The sequence below is a fragment of the Arthrobacter sp. LjRoot78 genome (assembly GCF_964254335.1).
Classification (GTDB): Bacteria; Actinomycetota; Actinomycetes; order Actinomycetales; family Micrococcaceae; genus Arthrobacter.
In genome coordinates this window covers 3,347,240-3,361,197 of the sequence record NZ_CAXUTG020000001.1, presented here as the reverse complement: position 1 = coordinate 3,361,197, position 13,958 = coordinate 3,347,240, and the positions used below count along the sequence as shown (strand labels likewise).

Sequence of the window (13,958 nt, the reverse complement as noted above, 5' to 3'; positions counted from 1 at the left end):
ACCGTCGCACGGCAAGAGGTGTGCCATGAGCGAAACGATCGGGACATCGCCGGACGGCTCGCGTACCGTTGACCCATGGCTACCGTAGACATTACAGGTGAACAGTTCGCATCAACCGTCGAGAACAACGACATCGTCCTCGTTGATTTCTGGGCCGAATGGTGTGGTCCCTGCAAGCAGTTTGGACCCACGTATTCCGCAGTTTCCGAGAAGCACCCGGACGTCGTCTTCACCAAGGTGGACACCGAAGCCGAACAGCAGCTGGCCGCCGAGGCAGGGATCACGTCCATCCCCACGCTGATGGCCTTCCGCGAAAAGGTGCTGGTGTTCTCGCAGCCCGGCGCGCTGAACGCCCAGCAGCTGGAACAGGTGGTTGACGCCGTCAAAGCACTGGACATGGAAGAAGTCCACGCGCACGTGGCACGGTCGCAGGCTGAGGCGGCCGCGGCTGCCGGCAAGCAGGACGGCGCCCAGATTCCCGAGGCCTAAAGGCCCCGCTGCACAAATCCGCTGCACAGAGCCTTAAACTTCAACGCGGGGCCGCTTCAGCCGATGAACCCAGGTTCATGCCGGTGAAGGGGCCCCGCGTTGTTTTGCTCGGAAAGTTGTTCTGATCGGCGGCGGGCTATAGCCGTTCGAGCTGGACAGGTTCGGCCAGCAGCGCGCTCAGCGACTCGTTGAGGTCCTGGACGGCGGTGCCCTTGGAATGCTTCTCCAGGTCTTCCTCCGAGGCCCACTGCTCAGTCAGCACCAGCTTTTCCTCGGTGGCCTCCGTCAGTTCGTAACGGATGCAGCCGGGCTCATTCACCACCTCGTCGATCGCGATTTCGAGGGCGAGCTTCACGCGGAAGAATTCGCCGTCGTTGGGGATGAACGTTGCCTTCAGGTCAATCGGTGCACTCATGCGTTTTACCCTACCGGGCCATCGCCTGCCGTCCCGAAATATTTTGTAGGGCTTCCTAGCTTTTTGCTTCTCCTACGCTTCTTTTACTGGTGGTCTGTTGGTAGCGTGCCAACATGCGCGCTTATACAGCCGGGGACACTGACGTCCCGCTGCTTGACGAGACCATCGGCCAGAACTTCGAACGGATCGTGGCCGGCTTTCCGTTCCACGACGCCCTGATTGAGGCGGCTCCCGTCCCCGGCGCCGATGCCCGCCGCTGGAGTTACACCAAACTGAACGACGACGTCGACAGGCTGGCCCGCGCACTGCTCGCCCGGGGCGTCACAGCGGGGGAGCGGATCGGCATCTGGAGCCCCAACTGCGCGGAGTGGACCATCCTGCAGTACGCCACGGCCAAGATCGGGGCGATCCTGGTGAACGTGAACCCGGCGTACCGCAGCCATGAACTGGAGTTCGTGGTCAGGCAGAGCGGCATGAGGATGCTCGTGGCAGCGCCGTCGGACCGGGCCAGCGACTACACCGGAATGGCCCGGCAGGCCCTCGCCGAATGCCCGGAACTGAAGGAACTCGTCTTCCTGCCCGATGGCGGCCAGCCCCAGCTGCAGGCCGGCGATCCTGAAACCGATGCGGAACTGACGTATGCCGAGCTGCTCAAGCGGGCCGACGACGTCGGGCATTCCGTCCTGAAGGCCCGCCTGGCGGGGCTGGACCCGGACGACCCCATCAACCTGCAGTACACGTCGGGCACCACCGGGTTCCCCAAAGGCGCCACCCTGACGCACCGCAACATCCTGAACAACGGCTATTCCATCGGTGAGCTGCTGGGCTATACGGAGCATGACCGGGTGGTGGTTCCGGTGCCCTTCTACCACTGCTTCGGGATGGTGATCGGGAACCTGAATGCCCTGAGCCACGGCGCAGCCACCATCATTCCGGGACGCTCCTTCACTCCGGCGGCCGCGCTGGAAGCGGTCCAGGACTTCGGCGGGACGTCCCTGTACGGCGTGCCCACCATGTTCATCGCCGAGCTGGCGCTGCCGGACTTCGCCTCGTACGACCTGTCCACGCTCCGCACCGGCGTCATGGCCGGGTCACTCTGTCCGATTGAGGTGATGAACCGGGTCATCACGGAGATGAACATGAAGGATGTGGCCATCTGCTACGGCATGACGGAAACGTCGCCGGTGTCCACCATGACCCGCGCGGGGGACACCATGCAGCAGCGCACGGAGACCGTCGGCCGGACCATGCCGCACCTTGAGAGCCAGGTGGTGGACCCGGTGACGGGCAGCGTGCTGGAGCGAGGCGAGATCGGCGAGCTGTGCACCCGCGGCTACGCCGTGATGAAGGGGTACTGGAACCAGCCGGACAAGACCGCCGAGGCCATCGACGCGGACGGCTGGATGCACACCGGCGACCTGGCCCGCATGGACGCGGACGGGTATGTGGTGATCGAGGGCAGGATCAAGGACATGGTGATCCGCGGCGGCGAAAACATCTACCCGCGCGAGATCGAGGAATTCCTCTACACGCACCCCTCGATCCAGGATGTGCAGGTGATCGGCGTCCCCGATGCCAAGTACGGCGAGGAACTCATGGCCTGCGTCATCCTCAAGCCCGGCGCGGAGCCGCTGGACGCGCCCGCCGTCGCCGAGTTCTGCCGGGGGAGGCTGGCCCACTACAAGATCCCGCGCTACGTGGAGGTCCGCGACAGCTTCCCGATGACCGTTTCGGGAAAGATCCGCAAGGTGGAGATGCGGCACGAGGCCGTGGCACGGCTGGGGCTGTGATCAATGGGGCCGCAAGTGTCCGTTCGCGCTCCTTGCGCGCACTGTAGCTAGTGCCGGCGGTGGTCCTGGATGGTCATGCGGGGGCCGAACGTGGGTTTCCGGAAGCCGCTGAGGCCGATCATCCGCACCACCCGCTGCCGGTGTCCCTGCCACGGGGCCAGCAGCCGCAGCATGCCGGCGTCGTCAGTCCTCCGTCCGGTCAGCGCGGCCCCCACGTAGGCCGCGAGGTGGTAATCGCCCACAGCGATGGAGTCCGGGCAGCCATGGGTTCTCTGCACCACCTCCGCCGTGGTCCAGATGCCGATGCCGGGAATGGTCTGCATCTTGGCCGCTGCTTCCGCGGCCGGCACCTTCGCCAGACGTTCAAGGGCGACGGCGGAACGCAGCGCCCGCATGACCGTTGCCGAACGCTGCGGTCCCACGCCGGCCTTGTGCCACTCCCACGACGGGACGCGCAGCCACTGCTCCGGGGTGGGCTGAAGCCGCAGCCCCGCCGGTGCGACCGTGCCCGCGCAGGGTGCCGCGGTGCCGAAGCGGTACACCAGGTAGCGGTAACCCCGGCGCGCTTCGATGACCGTGACCTTCTGCTCAAGAATGGTGGGCACCAGCGAGTCAATCATCCGGCCGGTGGCAGGGAGTCGCAGCGCCAGGTTCCGGCGTCGGGCCTCCACCACCATCCGGGGGAGCGTGGCGTGGAACTCCGGGTGGTCAAAAGCGGACCAGTCGTCCCCGCTGCCCAGCAGCCGCGGGGCGGCGGCCACGGCCTCCTCCGAACCCGGTCCCCATGCCTGAACGTCGACTGCCGGTTCGCGGGGGTCCCCGGAAACGGCGAGACGCAGCGTCACCGGGCCGCCCGGCGTCGTGAACGCCATCCAGAGCCCGTCCGGCCCCGACGCAAAAGCGGGATCACCGTTGCCGCGCATCAAGGTTCCGAGGGACTGCAGCAGGCTGAACGGGCCGCCGGGATGCCACCGCAGCGAGGCGTCCGCCGCGGCGGCCAGGCCGGCGGGGACGTCTGCGATGGTCATTTAACAATCGTCCCACGCTGGGCTGACAGTGCCGGAAACGGGCAGTTCCAGAAACGGGCAGTGCCGGAAACGGCAATGCAGGAAACGGGCAAGGCCAAACGGCCCTGCCCGTCAGGCATGCCCGGGCCTAGACTCCAGTTGTGGCGCGGACCGCCCGCGCCCGGCCCTGTAGGGCCGGACTGTGGAATGCCAGGTGAGAAACAGTGGCCGGAGGAGTGGTGCACTTCGAGATCCCCGCGGACGACGAAAACCGCGCACGGGACTTCTACACATCCGCTTTCGGGTGGGAATTTCAGGTCATGCCCGAAATGGAATACAGCCTGGCGATGACCACGCCGATGGACGAAACGGGCAGGCCCACTGTTCCCGGGTCCATCAACGGCGGTCTGTTCAGGCGCGGGGACTTGACCGCCCCGGTTGTCACTGTTGACGTCGAGGACATTGACGCGGCCCTGGAGAAAATTGCCGCCCTGGGCGGTGCGGTCCACCGGGCCAAAATGGAGGTTCCGGGCATGGGATGGAACGCGTATTTCAAGGACAGCGAAGGCAACATCGTCGGCCTGTGGCAGAACGCCGAACCCGGCTCCAACCCTGCCGCCAGCTCCGACGCCGCAGCGAACGACATCGGAGCGTAGCGCCTGAGCGCATCCCCGTCAGCGCATCCCCCTCAGTGCATCCCTGAGACCACCCACAGCGCCACGACAGCCAACGGAACGGTCAGCGCCACGGCTGCCAGGCCTGCGAGCGCGAATCCGCCCCATTTGATCCGGACGTTCAGCGCCCGGAGCCGTTCATGCCAGAGCAACGTGGCCAGGGACGCCCACGGACTGACCAACGGACCAAGGTTTACGCCGATGAGCAGGGCCGCCAGCCTCACGGGCGATCCCGCCACCGGTTCCAGGGCCAGGTACGCGGGGAGGTTGTTGGCTGCATTGGCGGCGCCCGCGCCCAGTCCGGCCAGCTGCAGGAGGGCGGGCAGGCTGTCGCCCGATCCGGCCGTCCCCGCCAGGAGGACGGTCAGGCCATTGGCGTGCAGTGCCTCCACCAGCATGAACAGGCCCACCGTGAGCATCAGCGGACGCCACGGAACCATGGACCATCGCAGCGCGGCAGGGCGCCGCCTCAGGAAGAGTGCCAGGAGGAAGGCAGCGGCAGCCATGGCTGGGTACTGCACCGGCACTCCGGACACCAGCGCGGGCAGCAACACCAGCACCGTACCCGCCGCAGCCATCAGCAGGCCGCGGTCCCGGACGCGGTGGACCGGCTGCGGCCCGTACTTTCCCCGCAGCTCCCGCCTGAACGCCAGCCACAACAGGGTGAGCGGAACCAGCACTCCCATCAGGGCAGGTGCCCAGACAAGGCCCGCGAATCCCAGTGGGCTGAGCCCGAGCCTGTCCTGGGCCAGCAGGTTCGTCAGGTTGGACACCGGAAGGAGCAGGGAGGCCGTGTTGGCCAGCCAAATGCTGGTCAGGGCGAACGGCAGGGGCGGAATGCGGGCATGAACAGCCAGGAGCACCACCACCGGAGTCACCAGCACCGCCGTGGTGTCCAGGGACAGGAACACCGTGGAAACCGTGGCCACCGCAATAACCAGGAGCCACAGGATGAAAACGCGGCCGCGGCCCAGGGCAGCCAGGCGGTCCGTCACCACCCGGAACAGGCCGGCCTCGTCCAGAAGCTCAGTGACGAGTGACATTGCCAGCACGAAGGACAGGATGGGAATGGTGCGGCCTGCCAGTTCCGCGAAGGCAGGTTCGGGGAGCGAGCCCGCGGCAAGGGCGGCCACGCCTGCCGCGAGAGTGGCTCCCGGCAGGAGGTAACTCTTGATCTTTGTCAGCCATGCGAACCGATGCACTGCCCAATCGTCCCACCCTCGCTGCCAAAGCGGGTTCAGCGGTCCCGAGACGGTAACTTTGTACCTATGAAGTACGCCCAGTCCGTCCTGGACCTCATCGGCAACACGCCTCTCGTCAAGCTCAACCACGTCACCGATGGCATCCAAGCCACCGTCCTGGCCAAGGTGGAATACCTGAACCCTGGCGGGTCCATCAAGGACCGGATCGCGGCGAAGATGATCGAAGAGGCCGAACGGGACGGCAAACTGCTCCCCGGCGGAACCATTGTTGAACCCACGTCCGGGAACACCGGTGTTGGCCTGGCCCTCGTGGCACAGCAGAAGGGCTACCGGTGCGTCTTCGTGGTGCCGGACAAGGTGGGCGAGGACAAGCGCGCCGTCCTGCAGGCCTACGGTGCCGAAGTGGTGGTGACGCCGACCGCCGTCGCCCCGGACAGCCCGCAAAGCTATTACAGCGTGTCGGACCGACTGGTCACCGAAATCCCCGGCGCCTACAAGCCGGACCAGTTCTCCAACCCCGCCGCGCCCGGCAGCCACTACGAGACCACCGGGCCCGAAATCTGGCGCGACACCGACGGCCGGGTCACGCACTGCGTGATCGGCGCCGGGACCGGCGGCACCATCACCGGAACGGGCCGCTACCTCAAGGAGGTGTCCGCCAACCGTCCCGAGGCCGACGGCGGACGCGTCCGGATCATCGGCGCCGACCCCGAAGGCTCGGTTTACTCCGGCGGCACCGGCCGCCCCTACTTCGTGGAGGGCGTCGGCGAGGACATGTGGCCGGCGAACTACGACAAGGCCGTCCCGGACGACGTGATTGCCGTCAGCGACGCCGAGTCCTTCGAGATGACCCGCAGGCTGGCCCGCGAAGAGGGCCTGCTGGTGGGTGGCTCCTCGGGCATGGCCGTGGTGGCCGCACTCCAGGTGGCCAAGGACCTGCCCGAGGACGCCGTGGTGGTGGTGATCCTGCCCGACTCGGGCCGCGGCTACCTGGCCAAGATCTTCAACGACCAGTGGATGCGCTCCTACGGCTTCCTGTCCGGCGGCGAAGAGGCCTCTGTCGGCGAGGTGCTCAAGTCGAAGACCGGTGAACTTCCGGCGCTGGTGCACATCCACCCGAACGAAACCGTCCGCGATGTCATCAACATCATGAACGAGTTCGGCGTCTCCCATATCCCCGTCCTGTCCCAGGAGCCGCCGGTGGTCATGGGCGAAGTGCTGGGCGCCGTGGACGAGCGGAGCCTCACCTCCAAGCTGTTCCGCGGCGAGGCGAAGCTGACCGACAAGATCTCCGAACACATGGGGGAGCGACTGCCCGTGATCGGGTCCCTGGAGACCATCTCCGCCGCCCGCGAACTGCTCTCCGACGTCGACACCGTGATGGTCACCTTCGTCGGCGCCCCCGTGGGCATCCTGACCCGCCACGACCTGCTCGCCTACCTCAGTAACTAACTTCCGGTGCTTGAGCCTGTCGAAACCCGGATCGACAAGTTCGATCTCCGGATGCGGGCTCGATCACCGTATGAAAGGACCTTCAATGTCTGTTTCTGAAAACCAAGGTTTCAACACCCGCGCCGTCCATGCCGGCCAGGCCTTCGAGCCGCGGACCGGCGCTGTCGTGCCCCCGCTGCACTTCAGTTCCACGTATGCCCAGGACGGAATCGGCGGGCTCCGTGACGGCTATGAATACGGCCGCGGCGGAAACCCCACCCGCGACGCCCTGCAGGAGCAGCTGGCCGCGCTCGAAGGGGGCTCGCACGCGTACTCCTTCAGCTCCGGCCTGGCCGCGGAGGACTCCCTCATCCGTGCCCTCACCCGCCCCGGGGACCACATCGTGCTGGGCAACGACGCCTACGGCGGAACCTACCGCCTGATCAGCCGTGTGCTGGGTGAATGGGGAATCGGCAACACGCCCGTGGACATGTCGGACCTCGACGCCGTCGCCACGGCCGTTGCCGCGGGCGGAACAAACGGCGGCAAGACGCGCCTTGTATGGGTGGAAACGCCGTCGAACCCGATGATGAAGATCACCGACATCGCCGCCCTGGCCAAGCTGGCGCACGACGCCGGGGCCCTCCTGGTGGTGGACAACACCTTCGCCTCTCCTTACCTGCAGACCCCGCTGGCGCTCGGCGCCGACATCGTGGTGCACTCCACCACCAAATACATCGGCGGCCACTCCGACGTCGTCGGCGGTGCGATCGTGGTCAACGACGCCGGGCTTGCCGAGAAGATCGGCTTCGTCCAGTTCGCCGTTGGCGCGGTGTCCGGCCCCATGGACGCCTTCCTCACCACCCGCGGGCTCAAGACCCTCGGTGTCCGGATGGACCGGCACAGCGACAACGCCCAGGCCGTGGCCGAGTGGCTGCTGGAGCGCCCCGAAGTGGAGGCCGTGCTCTACCCGGGCCTGCCCTCGCACCCGGGCCACGAGCTCGCGAAGAAGCAGATGAAGAAGTTCGGCGGCATGATCTCCGTGCAGTTCAAGGGCGGTGAAGCCGCGGCCCGCACGGTCGCGGAGAACACCTCGGTCTTCACCCTGGCCGAATCCCTCGGCGGCATCGAATCGCTCATGAACTACCCCTCCGAAATGACCCACGCCTCCGTCAAGGGAACCGAGCTGGCTGTTCCGGTCAACCTGATCCGGCTCTCCTGCGGCATCGAGGACGTCGAGGACCTCATCGCGGACCTGGAGCACGCCTTCACCTTCATCGGGACGGGCAGCTAGCAGCCGGTGACCATCTCGCTTCGGGCCGTATCGCCCACCACCCGCGGCTGGCTCGCGACGGCGGCGGGTGCCCTGATCCTGGCCTTTGCAGTGTGGTTCCTGTACACGGACTACAAGCCGTTCATGAACGACTTCGAGGTCTACTACTACGGCGGCGGACGCGTGCTGGCAACGGGTGAAGGCGGCGTCAACGAGCTCTACGCACCGCGGGACGGCCTGCCGTTTACGTACCCGCCGTTCGCTGCCCTGCTCTTTGCCGCCCTGGCCACCATGGACTTCGGCGCGAGCAGCCTGCTCTTCATCGGTGCCGCCCTGGCCGGCGCCGCGGTAGTGGCCGGCTGGCTGGCCCGGCACTACTTCGGCATGAAGACATGGCGCGCGGCCTTCGCCGACTACCGCTTCAGGACCACCGCCTTGCTGGGAACCGGGGCGATCCTGCTCCTGGGGCCATGGCGGGACACGTTTGTCTTCGGCCAGATCAACATCATCCTGATGGGCGTAATCCTGGCTGATTTCGCGTTGTACGGGAAGTCGCGTGCGGGCGAAATCCGCTGGCCCGCAGGCCTGCTGATCGGTCTGGCCGCCGGAGTGAAGCTCACCCCGCTCGCGTTCGGCCTGTACTTCCTGGTGCGCCGCGATTTCAAGGCGCTGGCCTGGATGGCCGCCGGCTTCTTCGGTTCCATTGCGCTGTCCTGGGCGCTGCTGCCGAATGCCTCGCTGACCTTCTGGACCAAGATCCTGCCGGACACCGGACGGATCGGCGGTCCCGGCTACGTGGACAACCTGTCCGTCAAGGGGCTGCTCCTGCACGTCGGCATGCCGGACTCGTCACTGACCAACCTGGCGTGGCTGGGCCTCTCGCTGGCGCTGGTGGTTCTCGCCGCCCTGGTCATCAAATGGGCGGTGGACGCTGACGAGAACTTCATCGCAGTGTCCGCCACCGCCGTCCTGATGCTGTTGATCAGCCCGGTTTCCTGGTCGCACCACTGGGTCTGGGTTGCTGTAGCACTGCCCAGCATGGCCTTCGCGATGCACCGCGTGCCGTCACGAAACGGCAGGATGCGCACGGCCGGCTGGGTCATCGTGGTCTTCTCCACCATCGCCTTCTACATGACGCCAAAGAACCTGGCCGTCTGGGCCGGAGCAGCCGAATGGGGCAAGGACCCGCAGACGCAGTGGCAGCTCACCGTGTCCAGCCTGGGCGTGGTGTGCGGCATCGCCATGCTCGCCTACTGGGCCCTCGCGTACCACCCCTCGAGGGCCGCGCTCCGCCCGTAACCCCGGAGCCCGGTGGGCCTCAGGAAATGCTAGCTTTCTTGAAGAAAGTCAGCTACGGTTGCCTGCATGGCACTCCGTTCCGACTGGTCCCAACGCAGTTGCGCCATGGCGCGCGGCCTGGACATCCTTGGCGACCCCTGGAGCATGCTGGTGCTCCGCGAGGTCTTCTTCGGCATCGGCCGCTTCGATGCGATGAAGAATCGGCTGATGGTGGCCGATTCCGTGCTCACCAAACGCCTTGCGGGTCTGGTGGACGCCGGGCTGCTGGATCGGAAACCGTACGACGACGGCGGCCGCACCAGGCAGGAATACGTGCTCACCGAGAAGGGTGAGGACGCACTGCCGGTGCTCAACGCCGTCGTGATCTGGGCCGAAAAGCACCTCCCGGCGCCGTCCGAACAGGCGCACATGTTTGTCATCCACACAACGTGCGGTCAGCGCACGACCTCCGCGGACAGCTGCACCGCCTGCGGTGAGCGGCTCACTGCCGAAAACACCAGCTGGCACAGCCTTACCCGCACACCGGAGCCGGTCCGGCTGGCCACCGCCCCGGCTCCCTCCCGCGACGCATTTTCACAGAACGGACCCGCAGCATGAACGCCCCCGAGACCGCCCTGCAGCCCGCGCCCACCAAACGGACGCGCAGACAGCTGCACCCCGCGTGGATTGTGGCCGCCGTTGCGTTCCTGGCACTGGTGGGCGCTGCCGGCTTCCGGGCCGCCCCCGGCGTCCTGATGGTGCCGCTGCAGAACGAGTTCGGCTGGTCCACCACTGTGCTGTCCGCTGCCGTCAGCATCAACCTGGTGCTGTTCGGCCTCACCGCGCCGTTCGCCGCGGCGCTCATGGAACGGTTCGGCATCCGGGCGGTGACCTCGGTGGCCCTCGTGCTGATCGGCGCCGGCAGTGCGTTGACCGTGCTGGTGAACCAGTCGTGGCAGATCCTGCTGACCTGGGGGCTGCTGATCGGACTGGGCACGGGGTCCATGGCACTGGTCTTCGCCGCCACCATCGCCAACACCTGGTTCAGCAAGAGCCGCGGCCTGGTGATCGGCATCCTGACGGCCGGCAGCGCCGCGGGGCAGCTGGTCTTCCTGCCCTTCATCGCCATGCTCGCCCAGGACCCCGGCTGGCGGCAGGCATCCCTGCTCATCGCAGCCGGCGCCCTCGCGGTGGTGCCGCTGGTGCTCAAATTCCTCAAGAACTCACCCGCCGACGCCGGAGTGCTGCCCTACGGCGCCGACGCCGTCCCGGAACAGGCGCCTGAACCCGCGCCCGGTAAAACCGTGCCCCGGGATGCTGCAGCACCCGCCGGGAATGCGGCAATCCGGGCACTCCAGGTGCTGAAACGCGCCAGCAAGGTCCGGACGTTCTGGGCACTGGTGGCCGGCTTCGCGATCTGCGGTGCCACCACTAACGGGCTCATCGGCACCCACTTCATCCCCTCCGCGCACGACCACGGCATGGCGGAAACCACGGCGGCGGGCCTGCTCGCCGTCGTAGGCATCTTCGACATTGTGGGCACCATCGCCTCCGGCTGGCTGACGGACCGCTTCAACCCGCGGATCCTGCTGGCGGTGTACTACCAGTTCCGCGGCATCGGACTGCTGGTGCTGCCGCTGCTGCTGAGCGCCACGGTCCAGCCCAGCATGATCGTGTTCGTGGTGATCTACGGACTGGACTGGGTGGCCACCGTTCCGCCCACCGCCGCCATCTGCCGCCAGGTCTTCGGCGCCGACGGCAGTGTGGTGTTCGGGTGGGTGTTCGCCGCCCATCAGCTCGGCGCTGCCGCCGCCGCTCTGGCCGCCGGCGCCATCCGCGACGCGACCGGCCAGTACACCTACGCCTGGTTCGGCGCAGCTGCCATGTGCACCATTGCCGCCGTCATCAGCGCCACCATCCGCAAGGACGCCGGAGCGCGGGAACCGGTCCTGGTGGAGGCCAGGGCTGCGGAGCACTGACCGCTGCGCGCTGAGCAATGAGCACTGAGCACTGCGCGCTGAGCACGGAGTGCGGTGCCACGCCGGGGTTGCGTAACAGGGGACGGGCCCGCTGCATCAGTAGGATGTGGGGAGGACGCGCCTGATCCGGCGCGAGTCAGCCGGCACAACATCGCGATACGCGCTAACGCGCCTACACTGGCGCCGCTCTGCAGGTACAAACGTTTGGGGACACGGGATGGCACTGCTCGACGCCGAAAACGACGCCGGCAAGGGAACCACCGCGCTGAGGACCGCCGCACCGATGACTGCCGCACCCAGAACTGCCGGGGCCAGGTACCGCGGCCGGCTGGCGCTGGGCATCTCCGGCGAGCTGGTGACGTTGCTGGCCATCCTGGCTACCGCCGTCTTTATGTCCTCAAGGCTTGATGCCTGGGGTGAGCAGGGCCTGGACTTCAGCGTTTACTGGCACGGCGGCAAGATCCTCAACGAAGCCGGCCAGGCGCCGTCGAACCTGTACAGCAGGACTGTGGGCTGGGCCGGAGGCCCGGAACTGCCGTTCACGTACCCGCCGTTCGCCGCGCTGCTGTTCGGCCTGCTGGCCAGGCTGCCGGAGGAATCCGCCCTGATGCTCTTCAACGCCGCCGGGGTGGCCGTGGCAGTGTGGGTCGCCGTGCGCGGTGTGCGGTACTGGAGCGCCAAGCAGGACTGGCGCAGCACCTTCGGGGGCGCCGGGTTCAAGGCAACCCGCAACCGGTGGGGCGCCGTCATCCTGCTGCTCGCCGTCATCAACCTGGGCCCCTGGCGCGAGACACTGGCGTTCGGCCAGATCAACATCCTGCTCATGGGGCTCATGGCCGCCGACCTCCTGGCCGGGAACCAGCGCTGGAACCAGGGTCTTCCGGGCCGCGGCTTCCTCGTGGGCATGGCCGCCGGCATCAAGCTGACACCCCTGGTCTTCGGGCTGTACTTCCTGGTGCGCAAGGACTGGCGCGGACTTTTCAACATGGCCGGCGGGTTCGCGTTCACCGTGCTGCTGGGCTGGCTGGTCCGCCCGGCGGAATCGATCACGTTCTGGCTGGAAATCCTCCCGGACACGTCCAGGATCGGCGGGGCGGGCTATGTGGACAACCTCTCCATCAAGGGCGCGCTGCTGCATTTCGGTGTTCCTGAAGCCGGCGTCACCGTCCCCTGGCTGCTGCTGAGCATTCTGGTGACGGGCATGGGTGCCATGGTGATCAAGGTTGCCAGCGAGCAGGGCGCCCGCGTGGTGGCCATTTCCGCGACGGCCCTCACCATGCTCCTCATCAGCCCTGTCTCCTGGTCCCACCATTGGGTCTGGATGGCAGCCGTGCTTCCGGCCTTCGCATGGACCCTCCGCGAGACACCGTACCGCCACCGGGCAACCCGCTGGGTCATGGGCGGCGTGCTCGGGGCATCCATTATCGTGTTCTTCTTCTCGCCCAAAAGCATCGGCGAGGCCTTGGGCGCGGAGAACCTGGACTTCCAGGTGCCCGAGCCCTGGCTGATGGCCTCCAGCGCCGGCGTCTTCTGCGCGGTGGCCATCCTGGCCTGCTGGCTCGTGGTGCTCCGGCGTGGCTCGCTGGCTGACGTGCCTGCATGAACCGGACGGCAATGGTCACAGGCGTCGGCCGCCTGGCCGGAATCGGTGCCGGCATCGCCAGGCACCTGGCCGCCGACGGCTGGGACCTGGTGCTGACGTACTGGCACGACTACGACTCCCGGATGCCCTGGGGAGTCCAGCCGGACGACGTCGAACGCCTCGCAGCGGAGCTGGAAGCAACCGGCGCCCGCGTCCTTGCGCTCCCGGCGGACCTGGAGGATCCACAGGCCGTGGACCGGCTCATGGAGTCAGTGGCAGAGCAAGCCGGCACATTGCAGGGGCTGGTGCTCAGCCACGCCGAGTCCGTGGACTCAGGCATCCTGGACACCACCCTGGCAAGCTGGGAACGGCACTTCGCCGTGAACACCCGGGCCAGCTGGCAGCTGATCGCCGCCTTCGCCCGGCAGGCGGCGCACGACGGGGGCGCGATCGTGGCGCTGACCAGTGACCACACAGCGTTCAACCTGCCGTACGGCGCATCCAAGGGCGCGCTGGACCGGACCGTCATTGCCGCGGCACGGGAGCTGGGCCCGCTGGGCATCACGGCAAACGTGCTGAATCCCGGCCCGGTGGACACCGGCTGGATGGACCAACAGGTACGCGAGGACCTCACCCGGCGCCAGCCCGGCGGGCGGCTCGGAACCCCTGCGGATGTGGCGGGAACGGTGGCGTTCCTGCTCTCGCCCGAGGGCCGCTGGGTGTCCGGGCAGCTGATCAAGTCCGACGGCGGCTTCTCGGCCTAGGTTCCCGCGTCAGCCCAACTGGCTCGCAGTTAACGTCGTCAAACGGGCTTTTCGCGACGTTAACTGCGAGCCAG

General features: G+C 67.2%; 13 protein-coding genes. 10 read left to right on the top strand and 3 right to left on the bottom strand.

From position 1 onward, the window contains the following. Positions 1 to 75 precede the first annotated feature (75 nt). On the top strand, positions 76 to 489 hold the full coding sequence (gene trxA, locus ACSQ1X_RS15635; protein WP_055799683.1) for a thioredoxin: 414 nt from the start codon (positions 76 to 78) through the stop codon (positions 487 to 489). A 136-nt stretch (positions 490 to 625) separates the two neighbouring features. On the opposite strand, the gene ACSQ1X_RS15630 is transcribed toward trxA, so the two are convergent. Next, positions 626 to 904 carry a putative quinol monooxygenase gene (locus ACSQ1X_RS15630; RefSeq protein ID WP_436058307.1) on the bottom strand — a complete coding sequence of 93 codons (279 nt, stop codon included), beginning with the start codon at positions 902 to 904 and terminating at the stop codon, positions 626 to 628. Positions 905 to 1,017: 113 nt separating this feature from the next. Between ACSQ1X_RS15630 and ACSQ1X_RS15625 the strand changes: the two genes are divergently transcribed. Next, entirely contained in the window at positions 1,018 to 2,694 is a 1,677-nt protein-coding gene (locus tag ACSQ1X_RS15625) for an AMP-binding protein (RefSeq protein WP_436058306.1), read from the top strand. Positions 2,695 to 2,741: 47 nt separating this feature from the next. Here the strand turns inward: ACSQ1X_RS15625 and ACSQ1X_RS15620 are convergent, their stop codons facing one another. Further along, the gene (locus tag ACSQ1X_RS15620) at positions 2,742 to 3,722 is read right to left on the bottom strand and encodes a DNA-3-methyladenine glycosylase family protein (protein WP_436058305.1); all 981 of its coding nucleotides are present in this window, start codon (positions 3,720 to 3,722) and stop codon (positions 2,742 to 2,744) included. A 203-nt stretch (positions 3,723 to 3,925) separates the two neighbouring features. Between ACSQ1X_RS15620 and ACSQ1X_RS15615 the strand changes: the two genes are divergently transcribed. Beyond that, complete coding sequence (locus ACSQ1X_RS15615; protein ID WP_436058304.1) at positions 3,926 to 4,357, top strand: VOC family protein; 432 nt, start codon at positions 3,926 to 3,928, stop codon at positions 4,355 to 4,357. Positions 4,358 to 4,389: 32 nt separating this feature from the next. Here ACSQ1X_RS15615 and ACSQ1X_RS15610 read toward each other — a convergent pair whose 3' ends face one another. Further along, positions 4,390 to 5,577, bottom strand: coding sequence for an SLC13 family permease (locus ACSQ1X_RS15610; RefSeq protein WP_436058303.1), 1,188 nt, complete (start codon positions 5,575 to 5,577; stop codon positions 4,390 to 4,392). Positions 5,578 to 5,643: 66 nt separating this feature from the next. Between ACSQ1X_RS15610 and ACSQ1X_RS15605 the strand changes: the two genes are divergently transcribed. From ACSQ1X_RS15605 to ACSQ1X_RS15575, 7 genes are all read left to right on the top strand, one after another. Next, complete coding sequence (locus tag ACSQ1X_RS15605) at positions 5,644 to 7,029, top strand: cystathionine beta-synthase (RefSeq protein ID WP_055799667.1); 1,386 nt, start codon at positions 5,644 to 5,646, stop codon at positions 7,027 to 7,029. A gap of 85 nt (positions 7,030 to 7,114) precedes the next feature. Beyond that, positions 7,115 to 8,302 (top strand): cystathionine gamma-synthase, encoded by a 1,188-nt coding sequence (locus ACSQ1X_RS15600; protein WP_436058302.1) that lies wholly within the window; start codon positions 7,115 to 7,117, stop codon positions 8,300 to 8,302. Positions 8,303 to 8,308: 6 nt separating this feature from the next. Continuing rightward, positions 8,309 to 9,580, top strand: coding sequence for a glycosyltransferase 87 family protein (locus tag ACSQ1X_RS15595; RefSeq protein ID WP_436058301.1), 1,272 nt, complete (start codon positions 8,309 to 8,311; stop codon positions 9,578 to 9,580). Between the two features lie 66 nt (positions 9,581 to 9,646). Beyond that, the gene (locus ACSQ1X_RS15590) at positions 9,647 to 10,177 is read left to right on the top strand and encodes a winged helix-turn-helix transcriptional regulator (protein WP_436058300.1); all 531 of its coding nucleotides are present in this window, start codon (positions 9,647 to 9,649) and stop codon (positions 10,175 to 10,177) included. Further along, positions 10,174 to 11,538, top strand: a complete 1,365-nt coding sequence (locus tag ACSQ1X_RS15585; RefSeq protein WP_436058299.1) for an MFS transporter — start codon at positions 10,174 to 10,176, stop codon at positions 11,536 to 11,538. The genes ACSQ1X_RS15590 and ACSQ1X_RS15585 overlap by 4 nt, the downstream gene beginning before the upstream one ends. A gap of 217 nt (positions 11,539 to 11,755) precedes the next feature. Further along, positions 11,756 to 13,141, top strand: a complete 1,386-nt coding sequence (locus ACSQ1X_RS15580) for a glycosyltransferase 87 family protein (RefSeq protein ID WP_235505682.1) — start codon at positions 11,756 to 11,758, stop codon at positions 13,139 to 13,141. Beyond that, positions 13,138 to 13,884, top strand: coding sequence for an SDR family oxidoreductase (locus ACSQ1X_RS15575; RefSeq protein ID WP_436058298.1), 747 nt, complete (start codon positions 13,138 to 13,140; stop codon positions 13,882 to 13,884). The genes ACSQ1X_RS15580 and ACSQ1X_RS15575 overlap by 4 nt, the downstream gene beginning before the upstream one ends. Positions 13,885 to 13,958 lie beyond the last annotated feature (74 nt).

Excerpts from the sequence above, each read along its gene's own strand:
- trxA (WP_055799683.1), top strand. The coding sequence starts at position 76 with ATGGCTACCGTAGACATTACAGGTGAACAGTTCGCATCAACCGTCGAG.
- ACSQ1X_RS15585 (WP_436058299.1), top strand. The coding sequence starts at position 10,174 with ATGAACGCCCCCGAGACCGCCCTGCAGCCCGCGCCCACCAAACGGACG.
- ACSQ1X_RS15575 (WP_436058298.1), top strand. The coding sequence starts at position 13,138 with ATGAACCGGACGGCAATGGTCACAGGCGTCGGCCGCCTGGCCGGAATC.
- ACSQ1X_RS15625 (WP_436058306.1), top strand. The coding sequence starts at position 1,018 with ATGCGCGCTTATACAGCCGGGGACACTGACGTCCCGCTGCTTGACGAG.
- ACSQ1X_RS15600 (WP_436058302.1), top strand. The coding sequence starts at position 7,115 with ATGTCTGTTTCTGAAAACCAAGGTTTCAACACCCGCGCCGTCCATGCC.
- ACSQ1X_RS15580 (WP_235505682.1), top strand. The coding sequence starts at position 11,756 with ATGGCACTGCTCGACGCCGAAAACGACGCCGGCAAGGGAACCACCGCG.
- ACSQ1X_RS15605 (WP_055799667.1), top strand. The coding sequence starts at position 5,644 with ATGAAGTACGCCCAGTCCGTCCTGGACCTCATCGGCAACACGCCTCTC.
- ACSQ1X_RS15590 (WP_436058300.1), top strand. The coding sequence starts at position 9,647 with ATGGCACTCCGTTCCGACTGGTCCCAACGCAGTTGCGCCATGGCGCGC.
- ACSQ1X_RS15630 (WP_436058307.1), bottom strand. The coding sequence starts at position 904 with ATGAGTGCACCGATTGACCTGAAGGCAACGTTCATCCCCAACGACGGC.
- ACSQ1X_RS15620 (WP_436058305.1), bottom strand. The coding sequence starts at position 3,722 with ATGACCATCGCAGACGTCCCCGCCGGCCTGGCCGCCGCGGCGGACGCC.